At 49.6% G+C, this 16329-nt stretch carries 12 protein-coding genes; 2 read left to right on the forward strand and 10 right to left on the reverse strand.

Annotation, left to right across the window (positions count from 1 at the left end; genetic code table 11):
* Positions 1 to 3: 3 nt before the first annotated feature.
* The gene (locus tag FBF61_RS02345) at positions 4 to 579 is read right to left on the reverse strand and encodes a hypothetical protein (protein ID WP_138475554.1); all 576 of its coding nucleotides are present in this window, start codon (positions 577 to 579) and stop codon (positions 4 to 6) included.
* Positions 580 to 740: 161 nt separating this feature from the next.
* On the opposite strand from FBF61_RS02345, the gene FBF61_RS02350 reads away from it, so the two are divergent.
* Positions 741 to 2168 (forward strand): L-serine ammonia-lyase, encoded by a 1428-nt coding sequence (locus tag FBF61_RS02350; RefSeq protein WP_138475555.1) that lies wholly within the window; start codon positions 741 to 743, stop codon positions 2166 to 2168.
* A 47-nt stretch (positions 2169 to 2215) separates the two neighbouring features.
* On the opposite strand, the gene FBF61_RS02355 is transcribed toward FBF61_RS02350, so the two are convergent.
* The 5 genes from FBF61_RS02355 to rbsK form a co-directional block, all read right to left on the reverse strand.
* Positions 2216 to 3202, reverse strand: a complete 987-nt coding sequence (locus FBF61_RS02355) for a nucleoside hydrolase (RefSeq protein ID WP_138475556.1) — start codon at positions 3200 to 3202, stop codon at positions 2216 to 2218.
* 50 nt (positions 3203 to 3252) lie between these two features.
* The gene (locus tag FBF61_RS02360) at positions 3253 to 4989 is read right to left on the reverse strand and encodes a RagB/SusD family nutrient uptake outer membrane protein (protein ID WP_138475557.1); all 1737 of its coding nucleotides are present in this window, start codon (positions 4987 to 4989) and stop codon (positions 3253 to 3255) included.
* A gap of 29 nt (positions 4990 to 5018) precedes the next feature.
* Positions 5019 to 8102 (reverse strand): SusC/RagA family TonB-linked outer membrane protein, encoded by a 3084-nt coding sequence (locus FBF61_RS02365; RefSeq protein WP_138475558.1) that lies wholly within the window; start codon positions 8100 to 8102, stop codon positions 5019 to 5021.
* Between the two features lie 135 nt (positions 8103 to 8237).
* Positions 8238 to 9242, reverse strand: a complete 1005-nt coding sequence (locus FBF61_RS02370; RefSeq protein WP_138475559.1) for a GRP family sugar transporter — start codon at positions 9240 to 9242, stop codon at positions 8238 to 8240.
* A gap of 21 nt (positions 9243 to 9263) precedes the next feature.
* Positions 9264 to 10199, reverse strand: a complete 936-nt coding sequence (rbsK, locus tag FBF61_RS02375; protein ID WP_138475560.1) for a ribokinase — start codon at positions 10197 to 10199, stop codon at positions 9264 to 9266.
* Between the two features lie 221 nt (positions 10200 to 10420).
* On the opposite strand from rbsK, the gene FBF61_RS02380 reads away from it, so the two are divergent.
* Positions 10421 to 11944 carry a hypothetical protein gene (locus FBF61_RS02380; RefSeq protein ID WP_138475561.1) on the forward strand — a complete coding sequence of 508 codons (1524 nt, stop codon included), beginning with the start codon at positions 10421 to 10423 and terminating at the stop codon, positions 11942 to 11944.
* Here FBF61_RS02380 and FBF61_RS02385 read toward each other — a convergent pair.
* The 4 genes from FBF61_RS02385 to FBF61_RS02400 form a co-directional block, all read right to left on the reverse strand.
* Positions 11901 to 13184 carry an MFS transporter gene (locus FBF61_RS02385; protein ID WP_138475562.1) on the reverse strand — a complete coding sequence of 428 codons (1284 nt, stop codon included), beginning with the start codon at positions 13182 to 13184 and terminating at the stop codon, positions 11901 to 11903. The two genes, FBF61_RS02380 and FBF61_RS02385, sit on opposite strands and share 44 nt — an antisense overlap.
* Positions 13185 to 13194: 10 nt before the next feature.
* Positions 13195 to 13632 (reverse strand): nuclear transport factor 2 family protein, encoded by a 438-nt coding sequence (locus tag FBF61_RS02390; protein WP_138475563.1) that lies wholly within the window; start codon positions 13630 to 13632, stop codon positions 13195 to 13197.
* Between the two features lie 23 nt (positions 13633 to 13655).
* A complete protein-coding gene (locus FBF61_RS02395) occupies positions 13656 to 15518 on the reverse strand; it encodes a LamG-like jellyroll fold domain-containing protein (RefSeq protein ID WP_229214886.1) in 1863 nt (620 codons plus the stop codon).
* Between the two features lie 73 nt (positions 15519 to 15591).
* Positions 15592 to 16320, reverse strand: coding sequence for a D-lyxose/D-mannose family sugar isomerase (locus FBF61_RS02400; protein WP_138475565.1), 729 nt, complete (start codon positions 16318 to 16320; stop codon positions 15592 to 15594).
* Positions 16321 to 16329: the final 9 nt, after the last annotated feature.

A 16329-nucleotide genomic window follows, 5' to 3' on the forward strand; every position in this document is an offset into this window, starting at 1 on the left:
TTGTCAGGAGATCTCTTTTTTCTTGATTGGCCTGTCGGCTTTGTGCAGAGATTCTAAATAACTGACGTTGCCGCGCAGGTCGATAAAAAAGCAGTGAACATTGATATTGTAATAAGCATCCTCCTCTCCTTCCTTAAATGCCGTGTATTCCTTTTCATGTATTTCTTTTGCCAGAGAAACCGCAAATTCCTTGTGACATTTTTTTTCGTCCTCCTTTAATTTTTTTTCCGTTAAAAAGGCCTTATAAGCTCCACAATCAGCATGTTCAACAATGTATACATCGCGAATATCATGCAGTGTCCGAGCTAGTTCCAAGTGATCGAACAAAGTTTTTCTCCAATGTTCAAAATTTCCATTATCAGAAAGCATCTTCGGAATAAAGTGCTTTCTGTTTGTTTCAATAGTAGTACAAAGGGAGGTTCCCGCCAACGCGAAATGGTCGTAACGGTTGGTAAGATTGTCAAAATGTAAGAAGTTAAGTAGATTATCAGTTAATCGCAGATCAATACAGCTGATCACCAGCACATTCTTTTTGGGCAGCTTATAGGTTCCGACCTCCGGATATTCGAATGTTGACATAGCTATGAGTTTAAGGTGAGGTTTAAAGCCAAAATATACAAAATCAGCCGAAAATCCCTTTCACAATCATTATTTTTAACAGCCACCGTAACAATCACCTCTGTCCGCGAACTTTGATTAATATTGTCATTCCAAATTGCTGTTTCCTGACCCACATCATCATGCAAAAAGAGTGTATTTCGGTTTTTGATATTTTCAAGATCGGTATCGGGCCTTCCAGCTCCCATACCCTCGGCCCGTGGCGGGCAGCCGAACAATTCCTGAAAGCCCTCGCAAAAGCCGCCCCGCTCGCATCTATGGATTCCGTACAGGTTCATTTATACGGATCGCTTGCCAAAACCGGCAAGGGTCACGGGACGGATATTGCTGTGATTCTGGGATTAAGCGGGCACGATCCCGTTACTATCGACTGTACCAGAATTGATGGGTTTCTGCACGAAATTGCCTCGACAAACAAAATGCTGCTGCAGGGAAGGGAAGAAATTGCATTTGACCCCAAAACGGACGTAACATTCCACATGGCAGAGTCCCTGCCATTTCACCCCAACGGCCTCACTTTTGTTGCCCTTGCAGGAACCGAGACATTCAGCGAAACATACTATTCTATCGGCGGCGGGTTTATTATACAGGAAAATTCCGCCGACAACAATTCCGCCGAAAATACCTTTCAGCTGCCCTACCCTGCCGACTCGGCCTCTGATATTTTAAAATGGCATCAGCAGACCGGGATGTCCATCTGGGAAATTGTGCTGGAAAATGAAAAAGCGTGGCGGGATAAAAATGACGTCCGTGCCAATCTGATACATATCTGGCATGTCATGCGCGAAAGTATTTTCCTGGGCTGCCAGACCAAAGGAACGCTCCCCGGCGGCCTGCATGTGAAACGCCGGGCCGCGGAACTGAACCAAAAACTTTTACAGGGCCTCGATTGTGCGGATTATGACCGCTGGCTTGAACTGGTCCGGGCCAGTGGCGACGGCTTCAAATATACCCTCGACTGGGTAAGCTGCTTTGCATTGGCCGTGAATGAACAAAATGCATCTTTCAGCCGCGTCGTGACAGCTCCGACCAATGGAGCGGCCGGTGTTATTCCGGCTGTACTTCAGTATTACGTTGCGTTTTGCAATGGGCAGGAAGAAGACATTTTCCGGTTTCTTTTAACTGCCGGGGAAATCGGGAGCATCTTTAAAAAAGGGGCCACGATTTCCGCAGCCATGGGCGGGTGCCAGGCAGAAATCGGTGTATCGTCGGCTATGGCAGCAGCCGGGCTGACGCAGGTATATGGGGGCTCGGTGGAGCAATGCCTGATGGCAGCGGAAATCGCCATGGAACATCACCTGGGCATGACTTGCGATCCGGTCGGTGGGCTGGTGCAGATCCCCTGCATCGAACGCAACACCATGGGCGCGATTAAGGCAATTACGGCTTCCCAACTTGCCCTTCAGAGCAACCCCGGAAATGCCAAAGTGTCGCTCGATAACGTCGTCCTGACCATGTGGCAAACTGCCCTCGACATGAATAACCGTTACAAAGAGACCTCCGAAGGCGGACTCGCACTGAATATTCCGATCAGTCTGAGCGAATGCTGAACAGGCCCGGCATACATCAGCAATGCAAATCCGGGCCTGTACTTTCACTATTTTTTTTGATGCATCATCAGATTTTCAATGGTTTCGGTGATCTCCTCCACCGGTCTTTTGAAGGTCATGTAAGCATGCGGGCCTTCGGGATCGTCGCGCCACGCATTGTTTCCGCCTTCCGGAACATAATGTCCCCGCTGCAAGCCAAAATAAGGTTCAGCGCCTTTTACTGCGATCAGTACGGCTGTCTGGTCCCAGCTCATTCTGCCCAGGCTGTCTCCTTTTGAAAACGACATCGCTTTCGCATAAACATCCTTTACAGGTGAGTTCAGTGCAGCGTTATGGATCACCCGCTGACCTGTTACAACCTTCATACCAATTTCAAAACCGCTGAAAATGACTTCGGTAGGCCATTGTGTAAATACTTTTTCCGACGCCACAGAATCTACGAAAACATTGTATTCCCGCCCTTTGGGAAAACGGCCGGCCATGGAAACCAGCCGCTTTACTTTTTGTGTAACCAGTTCCTTGCCCGAAAGCTTGGAGTTACTGTCCGCCGGCGATTCCAGCAAAGCAGCCATGTTTGTCAGAAACCCCACCGTCACGATCGTAACGCTGGTATCAGGCTGGGCCGACAATATTTTCCGGTATGTTTCCACGGCATCCGGCGCATCAGCTGAAGATTTGATCGTATGCGGATACTTTTCTGCAATCAGCTCCGGCCAGCCCTGGCTTGCCTTGGCATAGGGAACGCCTTCGCCTTTTGGCGCGCCGGTCGGCAGGTCGGGGCGGCCAAAGTAGGTATTGAGGATGTTGATGGCGGGCACCACCAGTTCATGCGAATTACTGGCTATCACCGCCAGCGGAACAACCTGCCCACTATCGGCCAGCGCGTGCAGCACCGCCATCGCACCCACGTCGTCATAGTCGGGCCCGATGTCGGTATCCAGAATAACCGCGGGCAGCCTCTCCTTGTTTTCCTCAGGCGAAGAACAGGCGGTGACCAATAGTGCAAATGCTAAAACAAGCGGAAGATTTCTCATAATGGATGATTAAAGGTTATTTGATAATACGATAAAAAGTACCGGATGCATTAGTTCCAGCCATTGTTTTGTTTGTAAATGCTATTGCTGCGTTGTATCTGCTGCTCGGGAACGGGCAGGTATTCGTCCCGGCCCTTGGTGAAATTGGCAGCTGACAAATGTGGCACGCGCGTTTTCTCGGTTACAAAATAATTGTTCATGGTTTCGGCAGCTATCCCCCATCTTACCAGATCAAAAAAACGGATACCTTCCAACGCAAATTCCAGCCTTCTTTCCCATCTGAGCGCGGTGGTTGCATTGGCTTTGTTCCAGACAATGTTCTCGCCCGGCTTGTACACATCCATACTGTAATTGGACATGAATTTCCCGTTTGCGTTTTTGAGCAGGTTTGTCGAGTTTTTTGCCCTGGCCCTGATCTGGTTGATCAGCGGCAGCGCCTCGTCAATCCTCCCCACTTCTATCAGCGCTTCGGCTTTCCATAATATCACATCGCTGAACCGGATGATGCTACTGTTTTTCGAGCTGGCCGGATAGGCGTAAGTTTGGGCGGTTGTCAGGCAGGGGCAGCCCAGTTGCTGCACTTCTTTCATGGCCGAGTAAGGCCCGTAAGTACCTGGTTCACGGGTAAATGTAGCGGCACGATAGATCACATTCTGCTGGTATTTATACGGATGTGACGGAATCCCTACCGAATGGTCGAGTCTCGGATCGATGGTATTTTTGATAAAATCAACTGAATCTTTCATCGATACGGTATTAAAATCATTGAACAGCGGCAAGCCTTTGTCCGAAGTCCTGAACGAATTGACCAGGTTTTGGGTCGGGCGGTGGAATGAGCAACAGCCGTAGCCGGGGTACATCGGATAGTTCAAAGCGGTCGACATATCGATCCGGCCGATGGGGGTACCGTCGTCCTTGGATCTTTGCACGGCAAAAACAGACTCTGACCCATTGTCATAGTTCCACAGGAAATTTTTACCTATATCGTCAAAGAGCGAGAATTCTCCCGAATTGATCACCTCCGTGGTCAGTGAAATAACCTCATTCATGTATTCCTGATTGACCGAAGTCACGCTGTTCTGGTTATCCTGCATATATGCCTGGTACAAGCGGGTTTTGGCAAGATAAGCCTTCGCGACAGTCTGGTTGGGCCGGCCGGCATCTGTTCTGGGCGCAGGTAAATTGTCTGCCGCAAACCTGAAATCGTCGGCTATTTTTTGCCAGAGATCATTATCGCTCAGTTCGTCATTGGAGAGTTTTTCAATGTCGTCGGCTTCCAGCCCGTCCGTCACGTAGGCTATTTTTTTAAACAGGATTTTCAGCAAAAAATGGTAATGTGCCCGCAAGAACCTCATTTCGGCTAGACGTCTGGTTTTATCTTTGAAACTGGCCTCATCCAGTACATTCAAGACCTTGATCGCCGCATTGGCCCGCTGAACTCCGATATACAGTCTTGTCCAGATCCGGTTTCCTTTGTCCATGTCCGCCCGGACCGTGGAAAAGATCTCATACTGATGGTATTCTCCCTGATCGGCCGCGCCCAGCCCGCCTTTGTACGCATCGCCGGAACGCACATTTCCATAGGGCCACATACTGGTATACGGTTCGTGCCAGTGGTCGTTTCCGAGGGTTGCATAGGCCGCAACCGCCAGTTTTTCAGCGCCGACCGCATTCTGAAGATCTTCCTCATTGGCCACTCCCCGCGGAAGAACGTCCAGGAAACTGTTGCAGCTTGCACAAAACAGCGCAGCCGCCAGTACTAGTTTATATGATAAGAACTTATTCATTGCTTGCAGAATTGATGGATTGCTATGTGTTACAGATTGATGCTCAGGCCCAAAGTGATGTTTCTCGGCCTTGGAAAACCATTCCCCGGATTTTCAGGATCCTCGGAAGTAAACGAGGAATGTTTGAACGTAAGCAGATTGTCGGCCGTCACATAAAGCCTGCTGCTTCTGATGTGCTTGATATCCGGCAAATTATAGCCCAGACTGATCTGTCTCAATTTCATGTAAGCGCCGTTTTCGATAAAATATGTGGAAAGCCGCCCTTCATTGTTATTGTCGACCAAGGTAACGGCGGGGATTGTTGAGCCGGGATTATCCGGCGACCAGGCATCCAGTGTCCGTTTTCCGTAGTTGATACCTGCCCATAAGGATGAGAAATCGGTACGTCTTTTGAATACGTTATTCACTTCCCTGCCGAACACGCCCTGGAAAAAGGCCGTAAAATCGAAATTCTTATAACTCAGGTTCAGGTTGATACCATATTCATACCTCGGTGTCGATATGCCCAGGTATCGCTGGTCGAGGGTATTGATGGTGCCGTCATCGTTCAGGTCTTTGTATTTCAGCCGCCCGATACCTTTTCCTGGCTGGATGGCGTGCTGGTCCACTTCCTCCTGATTTTTAAATATACCGTCCGTAACGTACCCGAAAATAGAGTTCATAGACCTTCCCAGAATGTTCTGCTCCACATTGCCCGGGTACAAGTTCAGCACCACCTTCGGCAGCTCCGTGATCTTGTCGCGGTAATGTCCCAGATTTCCTGTGACCGAATAATTCAGCTTTGAGATCGCATCCTGGTAGCCCAGCAGGATTTCGAACCCCTTTGTTTGCATGGAAGCGCCGTTCACATACCTGTTCCCGCCTTCGCCAATGGCCGCAAGATAGAGCGGGGATATGAGGATATCCTTTGTATTTTTTACAAACAGATCCAAAGACCCTGTGAGTTTATTGGCGAAAAAGCCCAGGTCAATCCCTGCGTTCATCTGCCCGCTCTGCTCCCATTTCAGGTTATTGTTGCCGGTCTGCGACTTTCTGAAACCTGAAAGCAGCGAACCGGAATCGGCCCCGTAAATATCGTATGCAGTACCATTGTCGGAATTGAATGCAATCGCCGATTCGCCATAGTGCGTCATATAGGTGGTAAACCGGGCGGTATTGGAAATCTCCTGGTTCCCGGTAATACCCCACGATCCCCGCAGTTTCAGTTCGGAAATGGGTGTTGCCGCGTTTTTCAGGAAATCCTCCTGGTCGATGCGCCAGCCCGCGGACAGGGACGGGAAGAAACCGAACCTGTTGTTTTCCCCGAACCGCGACGAGCCATCATATCTTCCGGTGGCAGAGAAGAGATATTTGTCCGCATAGGCGTAATTGACTTTACCAAAATAAGACAGCAAACTATATCCCGAACTGGAACCTGAAACAATGTGCCGCCCGCTGCCGGCGTCTTCAGTAAAGTAATCGAATGTTTCCAGCGCGAAGTTTTCCCGGTAGCTCGAACTTTGGCGGTAGTTGTTCTTGATCGCCTCGGTCCCCACCAACACGGTAGTATTGTGTTTGCCTTTCGTAAGATTGTAATCCACCGTCGCATTCAGTACCCAGTTGAAATTTTCAGAGTTCAGGTTCCGAACGGAATTCATTAAACGTTTCTTGATGCCGGTATCAAAAATCCTTTCAATATCCCGGTCAAGTCCTTTCTGCCAGTCGATACCGAAGGTGGATTTGAAGTTCAGATTTTTGGCCAGCGAAATATCGGCGTAAACATTCCCAAACACATTGACATTGTTCCGCTGGTCCCAGTTATTGATATCCAGGACCATATAAGGGTTTTCATCGTCTGTAAACGCCCCGGTTATCGGGCCCGAATAGTTGCCGTCGTCCGTCAGAACCGGCAGGATCGGGCGCACACTCAATGCCCTTTCCAAAGGCAGCAAACCGCTGAACCCATTATCCATCACATTGGAAACAGAAAGATTTTGTCCAATTCTTACTTTCTTGTCAAAAAAGTCCTGCCGCGTGTTGATCCTGGTACTATACCTTTTGTTGTTCTTGGCATGCAGCACATATTTATCGTCGTAAAACCGGAATGATATCACAGAACCTGTGTTTTTGCCACTGGCCGACAGAGACAGGTTATGCTCCTGGATAAAGCCCGTCCGGCTGATCGCCTTGAACCAGTCGGTATTCGCGGACTTCACGCCTGGGATCAGGTATTCCGGAATATTTATTTTATTTAAAACCGCCTTCCCACTGGCGTCGCGCGACCAGTCGTAGTCAATGAAGGGGATATTGTCCGGGTTTCCGCCGTCGTTGATCGTGGCCTGCCAGTGTACCCTCGCCCGCTCCATGGTATTCAGCATTTTGGGCATGCTGATGTATCTGGAGTGTGTAAAAGCAGACGAATAGTTGATCTGAAAACCTTCCGATTTGGCTTGTTTGGTGGTAACGATGATCACACCATTGGAAGCCCGCGAACCATAGATCGCCGCAGACGCCCCGTCCTTCAATACCTGTATGGATTCTATATCATTGGAATTCAATATATTAAAAGCGCTGGATTTGGTGGGCACGCCGTCGATGATATAGAGCGGATCGTTGTTGTTCAGCGTGCTCACGCCCCGTATCCTGACCGTCGCGCCGCCCGCGGGATTACCGTCTGTCTGAATGGAAACGCCGGGAACCTGTCCCTGCAATGCTTTGATAGGGTTCGGGTTTGGGCTGTTTTTCAGCATTTTGGTATTGACAATGGAAACTGCGCCGGTGAGGTCCACTTTCCGCTGCGTGCCATAGCCTGTAACAACCACTTCCTCCAGTGAAGCGTTTTCGATCATCATCCTGAAATTGAGCACAGATGATTTGCCGACCGTTAACTCCTGCGTCAGGTAACCGACATAAGTTACCTGGATCACTGCGTTTTCGGAAGCTACCGGCAAAGTATATTTCCCGTTTGCATCGGTCACCGCGCCGTTGATGCCGCCGGTTTCCCTGACGGTGGCGCCCACCAGCGGTTCATTGCTGGCCTGATCCATAACAGCGCCTGTTATGGTAATCTGTGCTTGCGTATGCTGTATGACCATGCAACAGCATACGATTGAAAATAGAATTTTCAGTCTCATATCATGCGTTAAGGTTTAATTGGGTTTAAGATTTTTTCAAAGGATTTGCGTTACATACAGGCAACAGCGAACCAGGCGGTGCCAGGTGCGGCAACGTCGGTATAGTGTGTGCGAAATACGGTATGCGGGAACCTGTCAGTTTCCCGAAGCGATGATCAGCCCCAGGCCTGCCACGAACAGAGCCAGCATGGATTTGATCAGGAGCGAAATGGTTTTATCCCCGCCTTTGAATTCCTTCCAGATCACCACGCCCCACAACGCCGCCACGAGGGTAGCGCCCTGTCCAAGCCCGTAAGAAATGGCCGGCCCCGCCTTTCCGGCCGCGATCAGGTTGAAGAGGTTGCCCAAACCCCAGATAGCTCCCCCCAGTATGCCGATACTATGCGTGCCAAAGCTACCCTGGAAATATGCCCTGTAACTGGTAGGCGTTCCTTCCAGCGGCTTGTACATGAGATAGCTGATAAACAGTATATTACTGACCAGAATACCGGCTGCAAAAATGACAAACGCCGTGTAAGGTGTCATTTTTCCCACAGCCGGTGAGATGAAATTGTCCAGGTCCATGGCGGACGCTACAAAAGAGTAGAATGTCGACATCAGGATCCCCGCAACGATGGAAACGATCACCCATTTGGTCACATTCTTTTTCTTTACATTTCCCGCATAGCGCTTGTAGGCGGTGGCGTTCAGTACAATCGCGATGGTGACCAGAAGTACACCAGAAAAAAGCAGGAAAGGATCGCCTTTGCTGAGCATCAGATAATTGATCAGTACTCCGATGATGAGCGCAATGCCGATCCCGATCGGAAACGCCACAGCCATTCCGGCGGCTTCTATGGCGGCTGTCAGTAATATATTGGCCAGGTTGAACACCACGCCGCCGATCAGCGCGCTGATGATATTATCGGGATCTGCCTGCAAAAGATCATCAATAAAGGCTCTCCCCGATTCGCCGGTACTGCCCATGGTAAGCGCGCCCAGCAACGCGAGCAGAAAGATCCCGACGGCATAATCCCAGTAAAAAAGCTCGAACCGCCATCGGTCCTGTACGATCTTCTGGGTATTCGCCCAGGATCCCCAGCATAGCATGGTCACGACGCAGAACATCACGGCCATCGGGTAACTTTCGACAATAAACATAGTTAAGGGTTTGGTTTAGTTTTAAAGGTTCGTGAGCGGATTGATGTTGTTGAGCAACGGCAGCTGGTCTACTTCTTTTCGCAGCGGAATGGAGCTTTGCGCGCCCATGCGGGTTACGCTGATCGCCGCCACTTTGCAGGCAAATGATACTGCTTCGTCCAGGGCCATACCTTCGGATAAACCCACGGCAAGCGCCCCATTGAAACAGTCACCTGCCGCGGTGGTGTCCACTGCGGTCACAGCGGGTGCAGGGATAACTTTGCGGATATTTTCGGTGTATAAAAAAGCGCCCTTGCTGCCCAGCGTGATGATCACATTCCTGCATCCTTTCGCCACTAAAATGGACGAAGCCTGCTCGGCAGTTTCATCGTTTACAACCCGGATCCCGGTCAGCAGCTCGGCCTCTGTTTCGTTGGGGGTGATCAGGTAAAGGCATTGCAGGACATCGTCCGGCAGGTACTGCGCCGGTGCCGGATTCAATATGACCTTTACATTTTTTTCAAATGCGGTTTTAATGCTGAAGATGACCGTTTCCAATGGTATCTCCAGTTGTATCAAAAGAATATCGCTGGGTGTCAGATCTTCGAATGCCAGGATAACCTCGCTCGGCTTTAAAGAACTGTTCGCGCCCGGCGCTACCGAAATACAGTTTTCGCCGTCATGGTCTACATTGATCAGCGCCACACCGGAAGGCAGGAGCGCATCGGTAACAATAAAATCCGTTCCGATCTTTTCTCTTTTAAACTGCTGCAATGCCTGTTTGCCAAAAAGGTCGTTGCCCACTTTGCATATAAAATTCACCTTCCCGCCTAGCCTGGACGCGCTCAAAGCCTGATTAGCTCCCTTTCCGCCCGGGTTCATCAGGAAATTTCCGCCCATTACTGTTTCCCCCGGCATGGGCAGCTTATGCGACTTCACCACCATATCTGTATTGGAACTTCCCACTACGTAAATCATACTATCCGATATATCGCTTGATTGATTATTGAAAAATGCTGAGTGTTTCTAAACCCTATGATCCAAAACTATCTCTAAATAATATCATTTTAAATCCACAAATTGTTCATTTCAGTCAATGCTATAAAAGCATTAAAATGACTTAAAATCCCTCCATAGCAGTATTTTATCAAAAAATGCCTCTTTTTTATCAATAAAAATCAATACTTCCATTCAATGCTATGCTTTCCATACCCGAACTGTTTTCTCTGACAAAATCCCTGACCAAATCAGAAAAGCGTTATTTCAGGATGTGCCAGAATTTTCAGGAGGGAGATAAAGGCTATATGAAAATGTACTGCATCCTCGAGACCGCGGACATGTATACCGATGCTTTGCTGGCCCAGATCGTTGCCGAACTCGGCGAGAGCACCGTGGAACCAGCCCGGAAACATCTGGCGCGCGTGTTATCGAAAAGCCTCAGTCAGTTTGAAGGCGAAAAATTGATCGATAATCAGCTTTGGAACCTCTATCAGAACAGCAATACTTTGTACCGGAAAGGCCTGTACCCGGCTGCGATGCGGCTTATATTAAAAGGCGAAAAGCTCGCTATGGAGCACGGGAAGCATATATTTTACAATATGCTGAACAGGAAAAAGATCGAATATATGATGCACCAGCAGTTTATCGACTGGGACGAATCGGAGCTGGTTCTGATGCAGGAAAAATCCAGGGACGCTATTTCCAACGAAAATGCAGTGCAGCAGCATGCCTCACTTTACGAGATCCTTTTGTGCCGGTACTGGAAAAACGGCACCATCCGCAGCGTGCGGGAGCAAACGCTTCTCAACGACCTGATCCTGGAAGAGCACCTGACGATCACCAATAACAAGAATACGTCTTTCGAATCCAATATCACCCACCTTCATTTTCAGTCAGTGTTTTTTTTGGTGACCGGGGATGTGGAGGGCAGCCTGCAGATATTTTACGAGCTGGACCATTTGTATCAGGCCAACCCGAAGGCCTGGGCAAACGCCCCGCAGTACTACGTGCAATTTCTCAACGGGATTTTGCAGACGCTGAGAAGGGTGGAAAAATTTGATGAAATGCCCTTTTTCCTGGAAAGGTTAAGGTCGTTGAACAGCGTGTCGGAATATCAGGACATACGGGTCCGCTATCATGTTTTGGAACACGAGCTGCACATTCTGATCGCCAAACAGCAGATTTCAGCGATCCCCGGTTTTCTGAATTCCCTGCCTGCCGAGAACGAAAAAACGCTGGCACTGATCCCCTACCAGGAAAAAGCGCAGTGGTGGTTTACATTGGCAAGAGCGCATTTCGACACAGGCCATTACGATAAGGCGCTTTTTTATATCAATACCATTCTCAACAGCAGCCACGGCCAGATCAGCCGGCTTTTGTACGTGACTTACCGCATCTTAAAGCTTATGGTACACTACCATCTGGGCGACCATGATTATCTGGACTACGAAATGCGGTCTATTGAGCGGAAATTGAAAAAAGGGAACCAGTGGTACCGGACTGAAAAATGTGTCATTTCCCTTTTGAGAAAAAACCTGAATTTAAAATCCGTATCGGGCCTGATACAGGAGCTGATCGATCTGAAAAATGATCCTTACGAGCAGCATATCATTACCGAGCTAGCACTGATTCCCTGGTTTAATAAATGGTTCGGGCATATTGCACCGGAACTTAAGACTTCTAGGCCGTTTTCGGTACCCGGGTCCTTGTCAGCAAATGGATGATCAGCCAGGCGACGGAATACGTGAACCCACAGAGCGTGAAGATCACATAATATCCTCCCTGCAGATCCCCCTGCGCTTTGTACATGTCCAGCAGGTAACCGATCAGCATCGGGAACAATATCCCGCCGATAGCACCCGACATCCCGGCAATCCCGACAACCGAACTGACAGATTCTTTGGGAAAAAGATCCGCCGCCAGCGTGAAAACATTGGTTGCCCAGGCCTGATGCAATGCTACGGCAAAACTCAGCAGTCCCACAGCTACCCACACATCGGTTACAAACTGTACCAGTATCACCGAAAATTCGAGCATGGCCAGGGCCAGCAAAACACTTTTGCGGGCTTTCAGTACAGGCCAACCCTTTTTGATCAGCCAGGAAGAAAGATATCCTCCGCCCACAGACCCGATGGTCGTGGCGGCGTAAATGACCATCAGCGGCAGGCTTGGCTTTTTGAGATCAAGGCCAAAAGTAGAGGCAAAATAAGAGGGCAGCCAGAACAGGAAAAACCAGTAAATCGGGTCGATCAGGAATTTGCCGGTAACTACCGCCCAGGTATGCGGCATACGGAACAATGCGCTCCATTTGATCGCGGGGGCCGCCTGCATCGCATGATCCTGCCCTTCCTCAATTAAAGCAAGTTCCTCAGCAGTAATGCGTTGATGCCGGGAAGGAAGCTCGTACACCAGCCACCATACGCCCAGCCAGACAAATCCGAGGACGCCCGTGATCCAGAAAACTTCCTGCCAGCCGTAGGAGCTCAATATCCAGGGCACGATCACAAGCGCGGCTACCACGCCCACACTCGACCCGGCATTTAATATGCCGGTGGCCAGCCCTTTTTCTTTTTTCGGAAACCATTCGGAAACCGCTTTCATCGCTGCAGGAAAATTTCCCGCTTCTCCGATCCCGAGTATCATCCTGACCACCGCAAATCCGGCAACACTGCGCACTACGGCGTGCATCATCCCTGCGACACTCCAGATGATCACCGCAATAGAATATCCTTTTTTTGTCCCAACCCTGTCGATGAGGCGGCCCATCAGCAACAGGCCCGTGGCATACGCGGCGCTGAAAGCCATCACGATGCGTGCAAAATCGGTCTCACTCCAGCTGAACTCCTTTTCCAGGATCGGTTTCAGCAGGCCTATCACCTGCCGGTCGATATAATTAATGGTAGTCGCGATCAGCAGCATGGTCACAATGAACCATCTGTAATTTTTCATTTTGGAAGAAGGCATCGGACCGGGGTTAATTTGGGAGCCGGACTGCCTGCCGCGCCAACAACAACCATTTGCCTTTTTGCTTTTGCCAAATCTGCAGAACTTTGAGCTTTACAGTGCCGGGATCTTTACCGGCGTCGTGGGTATGGGCAAAAAAGTCGTGACGGACAATGGCCGTATTCTCAACGATCTGAATGGTTTGCTGAGAAAGCTCCAGTGAGGTGAATTTGTACTTGCCCGTCACCATCGACTCGATACAGGTCTTTTTATCCTCAACCAGCCCAAGAGAATGCCCGTAGCTCAGCGACTCGGAGATAAGGCCATCGAACACTTTTGCGTCGGGACTGACCATGGTTTTACGTAACAATTCCACTGCGGAAGCCACTGCGGCTTCATCCTTGCCCTGCGCCTGAACTACGTTGATACTCATCATGAATAAGATTAAAAGGCTAAATAAATTTTTCATTGTATACAAGGTTAATCGAACGTTTATTTTCCATAATTACCGATGGCCGCGGAAGTCGTCAGCGCCCGGTCGTAAATTGTTACTTGCCTGATCGCACCATTGATTTTAGGGCCGATTAACAGTTGCGGTTCCCCCGCCACCGACTGAAGATAGGGATTAAACCTGCCCCAGCCAAACTGTCGCGTATCGCCCCCGTCGTTCAGGATACCGTTCACAACGAACGAAATGATGCGGGGCCCGCCGTCAACAATAATGCTCACATGCTGGTCGGTGGCTGCTTTTAAAAGACCTTCATCACTGCTCCATACTGATTGCGTACGGCCGTCGCTGAGTGTTATTTCCAATGTTTTTTTGTCAGTTAACCTTACACTCCAGCCTGTCCCTTCGGGTTTGCGGTTATCCAGTAATACCTGTCCGAATGTCAGGTCTTTGAGGTTAAAAACCATATCAATGGTAAAGCCGTTGCGCGTGGCAAACCCGCCGCCATCTACACGTTTCGCGTCTCTTTTGTAAAAATCAATAGCAGGACTTTTAACAGAAACAGGGAATTTTTCAGCCTGATGCTTCCAGCTGATCACTGCTCCGTCTTCCGCTTTTTTGTGGTTTTCAAATTGCGCCCAGAGGTTGTCCAGCAGCTTGTTATCGATCTGATGTACGGCCGCAATGTCTTTCTGTGTTTCCGTGATGTAATAGTTGCCTTTGTCCTCGACAAGGTCCGGGTAGCTCATACGGATGATCGGCTCGTCGTCGTACAGCAGGATTTCGGGCTGCGTCCAGCGAATGATCTTTCCTTTGGGAGAATCTGCTTCCACCCCGCCCATAATCCACACAGGATTGCGGTCATTGTAGGCCATGCTCCTCCGGTTCGGATGTTCTTTGATAAATTTCCCGCCGTGGTTATGAAACCAGTAGAGGTACTTTCCATTCTCGCATTTCCAGACAAAATTGGCGGCGCGCGGATGTTTCACCAGCCTTCCGTTGGCGTATTTCAAATATTGGGGCGAGTCCCAGGTGTGGCCCCGGTCGCGGCTGTAAGTGTATGCAGGATGCCCGTCGATGGTGCGGTAAACGCAGAAGAACGATCCGTCGCTCAGCACCGTAAAACTCTGCTCCTCAGCAATAGGCCCGCCGCCTTGGGAAGGTGTCCGCAGACCGATTTCTCCGTCGGGAAGCGTGTTCCATTTGGCCTGGGCAGGGTCGGATACTTTAAACAAATCCTCACTTTGCAGGAGCGCACCTTCGCTTTTTGTAAAAAATCCTTCCCCAAAACCCCCTACTTTATGCACCGGCACATAAGCCGAACCTTTGTCCGCAAAAGCCCGGCCCACATTCCAGAAGTACTGGATTTTGCCCTGGTAAGGGTTGTTTTTATCGATTTCAAAATTCCGCATCGGAATCGTATACCGCTGTTTCGACCAGCTTTTCCCGTTGTCGTCGGAATATTTGAATACAAAATATCCCTGGCTGTCCACCCGCTTCACCAGCCCGTCCTTGTATGGGGGATTGTCGCCTTTTACGGCGCGGGTGTTATCGGTATTGTGGTTATAAAAAACAAAAAGCCTGCCGTTCGGCGATTTCAGAAGTACCGCATAGGACGCTTCCGGGCCGTTTGCAGGCTCAACGTCCACTTTGTCTGTCCAGGTTTTGCCCTGGTCGAGGCTGCGCTGAGTGACCACATGCTGGCCGGTTTCGCCTTCATGGCTCTGGCCGGTGGTCAATACGCAAAGCCAGGCACCATCATTGGTTTTGACGATGTAGGGCTGATCGCTGTAACTTTCATCCGGGATCACCATTCCGGTTTTGATATTCCTTTTATCAGTTTCCTGGGCAAAAAGCGGGTTTTGCAAACAAAAAATCACCGCACAAAGCCATGCCTTTTTTGCCAAAAAATTTATAATTCCTGCCTTCATAATCATAATAAGTAAATTAGCGTATACAAATACCTCTTTCGGGCACCATTTATTCGGCAATGATCCGCGATTCAGCCTTCGGATATTCATGGCAGAGATAATACCGCCGCGCCTCATCTTCCTCGATTTCGGGAAAACGCAAACCATAATCCACCAGAAAAACATTGTCATTGAGGTCATCGCAGACGCTGGAAATTTCGGAGCTCAGCGTGTAGCCTACGCCGTCGATTTCCCAGCCGGTACCTTCTTCTCCCCAAAACTGGTGGATCGTGCGCGGGTGTATGGTGAGGCTTTCGCCGGGATGCAGCCTGACAATTTCGCCCGGACCCAATCTGCGGACGCAGCCGTCAACCTGGGTGGTAAATGTTTCGGACGAAGGATTTCCGTCGGGATCTGCTTTGGTAAGCTGTACCAGGATATTCCCGCCGGCGCGGCAGATAATGTCTTCGCGTTTGGACAAATGAAAATGAGCCGGGGCACGCTGGTTTTCAGGATCAATCAGCCATTTTTCAGCATATTGTTTGGGATACAAAGGATTGTTCGGGCGACCGTTCCGGGCTGTGAACAGCACCCGCCCGATGTTGTAAAAGTCCTTGCTGCCAAAGTCCGTAACATCCCAACCCAGCATACAGTCGCGGATTTCGTCATAATCCGGGCCTGCGGCGAGCCACTCGTCGGTGGTCAGATAAGCGAAAGGCGGCAGGTGTACACCATAATGTTTGATTACCTCTTTGGCAATGTCGATACTGTGATTGATGATGGATCTTTTCAGGTTCATTTTTGTAAG

Origin of the sequence: Dyadobacter bucti (genome assembly GCF_005869225.1) — a bacterium.
In the GTDB taxonomy this organism is placed as follows: domain Bacteria; phylum Bacteroidota; class Bacteroidia; order Cytophagales; family Spirosomataceae; genus Dyadobacter; species Dyadobacter bucti.

Excerpts from the sequence above, each read along its gene's own strand:
- FBF61_RS02345 (WP_138475554.1), bottom strand. The coding sequence starts at position 579 with ATGTCAACATTCGAATATCCGGAGGTCGGAACCTATAAGCTGCCCAAA.
- FBF61_RS02350 (WP_138475555.1), top strand. The coding sequence starts at position 741 with ATGCAAAAAGAGTGTATTTCGGTTTTTGATATTTTCAAGATCGGTATC.
- FBF61_RS02355 (WP_138475556.1), bottom strand. The coding sequence starts at position 3,202 with ATGAGAAATCTTCCGCTTGTTTTAGCATTTGCACTATTGGTCACCGCC.
- FBF61_RS02360 (WP_138475557.1), bottom strand. The coding sequence starts at position 4,989 with ATGAATAAGTTCTTATCATATAAACTAGTACTGGCGGCTGCGCTGTTT.
- FBF61_RS02365 (WP_138475558.1), bottom strand. The coding sequence starts at position 8,102 with ATGAGACTGAAAATTCTATTTTCAATCGTATGCTGTTGCATGGTCATA.
- FBF61_RS02370 (WP_138475559.1), bottom strand. The coding sequence starts at position 9,242 with ATGTTTATTGTCGAAAGTTACCCGATGGCCGTGATGTTCTGCGTCGTG.
- rbsK (WP_138475560.1), bottom strand. The coding sequence starts at position 10,199 with ATGATTTACGTAGTGGGAAGTTCCAATACAGATATGGTGGTGAAGTCG.
- FBF61_RS02380 (WP_138475561.1), top strand. The coding sequence starts at position 10,421 with ATGCTTTCCATACCCGAACTGTTTTCTCTGACAAAATCCCTGACCAAA.
- FBF61_RS02385 (WP_138475562.1), bottom strand. The coding sequence starts at position 13,184 with ATGCCTTCTTCCAAAATGAAAAATTACAGATGGTTCATTGTGACCATG.
- FBF61_RS02390 (WP_138475563.1), bottom strand. The coding sequence starts at position 13,632 with ATGAAAAATTTATTTAGCCTTTTAATCTTATTCATGATGAGTATCAAC.
- FBF61_RS02400 (WP_138475565.1), bottom strand. The coding sequence starts at position 16,320 with ATGAACCTGAAAAGATCCATCATCAATCACAGTATCGACATTGCCAAA.